The organism is Corynebacterium sp., assembly GCF_030535495.1.
Classification (GTDB): Bacteria; Actinomycetota; Actinomycetes; order Mycobacteriales; family Mycobacteriaceae; genus Corynebacterium.
In genome coordinates, this window is sequence record NZ_JAUNRW010000149.1 from 1 (window position 1) to 4006 (window position 4006).

A 4006-nucleotide genomic window follows, 5' to 3' on the forward strand; every position below is an offset into this window, starting at 1 on the left:
AGGCAGAACAGGGAGACCTCGGGGCCGTTGAGGAAGGACTCCAGCAGCACCGGGTTGCCCAGTTCGTGGACGGCACGCACGTGCTCGCGGGCGGCTGCCCGATCGGGGGTGACCACCACTCCCTTGCCGCCGGCCAGGCCGTCGTCCTTGACCACCCAGGTGGGACCGAAGCGGTCGAGGGCGGCGTCGATGTCGGCGTCGGAGGTGCCGGGGGTCAGCTGCTCGGCGCGGGCGGTCTTCACACCGGCGTCGGCCATGACGTCCTTGGCGAACTGCTTGGAGCCCTCGATCTGCGCGGCGGCCTGGTTCGGGCCGAAGACGCGGAAGCCGGCCTCGCGGAGGGCATCGCCCACGCCTGCGACCAGCGGAATCTCCGGGCCGATGACGACGAGCTCGGCGTCGATCTCCTGCGCCAGGGCCACCATGGCGGCCGGGTCGTCGACCTTTCCGGCGTCGGCGTGGACGGTGGCCAGGCCGCTCATCCCGGCGTTGCCCGGGGTGACGTGGAGGTCAGTGGTGGCGGGGTCGGCGGCCAGGCCCTTGAGGAGGGCGTGTTCGCGGCCGCCCGAACCGATCACGAGAATGCGCATGGACATTAAGTCTAGGAGACTGCCCTACCGCTTGTGGATCCCGGTGGGAGGTCCGTGCGGCGAAACGCTCGAAATCCTCGTTTCCGGTATCGGCGGCACTTCGAGGAAATCGAGCGTTCCGCTCCGACACCCACCATCGCACTCCAGGTAGCCTGGGCGGCATGACTAGCGTGTTCACCAAGATCATCAACGGCGAGCTCCCGGGCCGCTTCGTCTACCGCGACGATCTGGTTGTCGCCTTCCTCACCATCGAGCCGCTGCGCTACGGGCACGTGCTCGTCGTCCCCATCGAGGAGGTCGACCGCTGGACCGACCTGGCGCCGCAGCTGTGGGGCCACCTCAACGAGGTCGCGCAGAACGTCGGACGCGCGGTCCGCGAGGCCTTCGGCGCGGCGCGCGCGGGTTACATCATCGCCGGCTTCGACGTCCCCCACACCCACATCCACGTCTTCCCCACCGACGCCATGTCGGAGTACAACTTTTCCCAGGCCATGGCCATGGACGCCACCGATCCGGAGCTCATGGACGACGCCGCCGCCCGCATCCGCGCGGTCATGGAGACCGACGAGAACGGCCACCCGCGTTAGAACGCGGTAGCTGGCGGTTTCCCCCGAATCGGCCGTGGCGCCTTGGTCAGCCGCCTACAGTTATTTTCATGAACCTCACCCCGCGCCTGCACGACAATCCCGAGATCCCCGAGGGCGAAGCCCGCGAGACCATCCTGCCCGCCTACTTCGGCAAGTTCGGCGGCCAGTTCGTGCCCCCGATGCTCTACCCCGTCCTCGACGAGCTCGAGCGCGCCTACGCCGAGGCCCTGGAGGACCCGGAGTTCATCGCCGAGCTGGACACCCTCTACCGCTCCTACCTGGGCCGGCCCACCCCGGTGACCGAGTGCGTCAATCTGCCGCGGGAGGGCAAGGGCCGCGGCCATGCCCGTATCTTCCTCAAGCGCGAGGACCTGGTCCACGGTGGCGCCCACAAGGGCAACCAGGTGATGGCGCAGGCGCTGTTGGCCAGGAAGCTGGGCAAGACCCGCCTGATCGCCGAGACCGGTGCCGGCCAGCACGGCACGGCCACCGCCATGGCCGCGGCGCGTTTCGGCATGGACTGCACCATCTACATGGGTGCCCGGGACATCGCCCGGCAGCAGGCCAACGTCTACCGCATGCGCCTCATGGGTGCGGAGGTCATCCCCGTCGACGAGGACGGCGGCAACGGCCTGCAGAACGCCGTCGACGTGGCCCTGCTCGACTGGGTCGAATCCTACGAGACCACCCACTACCTGCTGGGCACCGCCGCCGGACCGCACCCCTTCCCCTCCCTGGTCAAGGAGTACCACCGGGTGATCTCCAAGGAGTCGCGCGAGCAGATGCTCGCGGAGGTCGGCCGGCTTCCTGACGCCGTCATCGCCGCCGTCGGTGGTGGCTCCAACGCCATCGGTGCCTTCGCCGAGTACCTCGACGACGCGGACGTACAGCTCATCGGCGTCGAGCCCGCCGGTGAGGGCCTGGACACCGACAAGCACGGCGCCCCGCTCAACCGGGGACGGGTGGGCATTCTCCACGGCTCGCGCTCCTACGTCATGCTCGGCGAGGGCGAGGAGGACGTGCTCAACTCCCACTCCATCTCCGCCGGCCTGGACTACCCGGGAGTCGGCCCGGAGCACGCCCACCTGTTGGAATCCGGCCGCGGCACCTACGTCGGTTCCACCGACGCCGAGGCCCTGCAGGCCTTCCGCATGCTCACCCGCTACGAGGGCATCATCCCGGCGCTGGAGTCGTCTCACGCCCTGGCATATGCGCTCAAGCTCGCCGAGGAGGATGAGGCTGCCGGCCGCACCGACCGCGTCTACCTGGTCAACCTCTCCGGCCGCGGCGACAAGGACGTCAACTACGTTCGCCGCATGCTCGGCGATGCCGCTGACCTGGATCCGGACGAGCACGGCGTCGAGAAGCTCGATGTCGCCGGTGCCATCGCCGCCCTGGAGGCGGAGGCCGACTAATCCACCGGGTCGGTCGGGAACATCTCCTGGCCGGGCCCGAGCTTGACCTCCACGGCGGACGACGGCAGGTCCACGCCGTGGGTCTCGAAGGCCTTTTTCACCGCGATCATCGCGCGGCTGCGCTTGCCCGGCGCGGACTGGTCCGGGTCGTACCAGTAGTGGATGAGCAGGGTCACCGCGGCGGTGCCGAACTCGGTGACATACGCCGCCGGGCGGGAGTCCGCCCCGAATCCGTCGAGCTTCTCCACGGCCGCCTCGGCGATCTCCCGCGCCCGGTCCAGGTCGGTGTCATAGGAGACGGCGATGTGGAACTCGCCGCGGCGCGAACCGTTGCGGGTGAGGTTGACCAGCGGTTCCTTGAGGATCGCCGCATTGGGCAGGTAGACGCGCAGGCCGTCGCGGGTGCGCAGGCGGATATACCGCAGGGAGAGTTCCTCGACGCGGCCGGTGAGTTTGTCGGAGACCATGATCTCATCACCGATGAGGAAGACCCGGCGGAAGGCGAGGATGACGCCGGCGATGTAGTTCTCGGCGATGTCCTTGAGCCCGAAGCCGACGATGATGCCCACCACGCCGGCGCTGGCCAGGACGGGGCCGAGGTCGATGCCCACGAGGTTGAGCGCCGTGGCGATGGCGATGATGACGATGAGCGACTGCACCACCCGCGCCACCAGTGACACGGCGGTGGCCACACTCCCCCGCTCCCGGCCCAGTGCCCGGATCCCGCGGGCCACGCGGTTGGCCACGATGAGGCCGATGATGACGATCAGCAGCGCGATCACCCACCCCGTGACCGGGGAATCCTCCACCCGTTGCACGACCTCGCGCCAGTCCATCTACTCCTCCTCGACCTTGCGGGGCAGCCGGACGGTGAACACGGAACCGGAGCCCTCTTCAGAGGCCACGGTAATCGTCCCGCCGTGTTTTTCCACCAGCGACTTCGTGATCGCCAACCCCAGGCCCGATCCGCCCGAGGCGCGCGAGCGGGAGGCGTCCTCGCGGTAGAAACGCTCGAAGACCTTCCCGGCCACCTCGGGGGACATGCCGCGGCCGTCGTCGGAGACCTCGAGGACCACGTCCCGGCCGTCGAGATGCAGCAGCACCGACACCGTGGCCTCGGGACCGCCGTGGGTGAGCCCGTTGGAGATGAGGTTGAGCAGCACCTGGTGCAGGCGGGAGGCATCGCCCTTGACCACCGGGACCGAGGAGGTCTCGTTGGTCACGCACACTTCCCGGTCGGGGAAGGCGGCACGCGCCGAGGACGCCACCGACAGCGCCAGCTCGAGCAGGTCGACGGTCTTGAGTTCCAGGCGGGAACCCTCGGCGCGGGTCAGCGCGAGGAGGTCCTCGACGAGAAGCGACATGCGGCGGGATTCGTCGTCGATACGCGTGAGCACCAGCTCGACATCGTCGG

General features: G+C 68.9%; 4 protein-coding genes and 1 pseudogene. 2 read left to right on the plus strand and 3 right to left on the minus strand.

All coding sequences use genetic code 11. The features are described 5' to 3' along the window. Positions 1 to 590: pseudogene (locus Q4F73_RS11810) on the minus strand (phosphoribosylamine--glycine ligase); the annotation flags it as partial. Positions 591 to 751: 161 nt separating this feature from the next. Between Q4F73_RS11810 and Q4F73_RS11815 the strand changes: the two are divergent. Further along, the gene (locus Q4F73_RS11815; RefSeq protein WP_303359540.1) at positions 752 to 1177 is read left to right on the plus strand and encodes an HIT family protein; all 426 of its coding nucleotides are present in this window, start codon (positions 752 to 754) and stop codon (positions 1175 to 1177) included. Between the two features lie 68 nt (positions 1178 to 1245). Then, complete coding sequence (gene trpB, locus Q4F73_RS11820) at positions 1246 to 2592, plus strand: tryptophan synthase subunit beta (RefSeq protein WP_303359541.1); 1347 nt, start codon at positions 1246 to 1248, stop codon at positions 2590 to 2592. On the opposite strand, the gene Q4F73_RS11825 is transcribed toward trpB, so the two are convergent. After that, complete coding sequence (locus Q4F73_RS11825) at positions 2589 to 3428, minus strand: mechanosensitive ion channel family protein (protein ID WP_303359542.1); 840 nt, start codon at positions 3426 to 3428, stop codon at positions 2589 to 2591. The genes trpB and Q4F73_RS11825 overlap by 4 nt on opposite strands. Further along, a partial coding sequence (locus Q4F73_RS11830) for a cell wall metabolism sensor histidine kinase WalK (RefSeq protein ID WP_303359543.1) occupies positions 3429 to 4006 on the minus strand: 578 nt, incomplete at its 5' end. It abuts the gene before it with no gap.

Coding starts and splice junctions, on each gene's coding strand:
- Q4F73_RS11825 (WP_303359542.1), bottom strand. CDS start 3,428: ATGGACTGGCGCGAGGTCGTGCAACGGGTGGAGGATTCCCCGGTCACG.
- trpB (WP_303359541.1), top strand. CDS start 1,246: ATGAACCTCACCCCGCGCCTGCACGACAATCCCGAGATCCCCGAGGGC.
- Q4F73_RS11815 (WP_303359540.1), top strand. CDS start 752: ATGACTAGCGTGTTCACCAAGATCATCAACGGCGAGCTCCCGGGCCGC.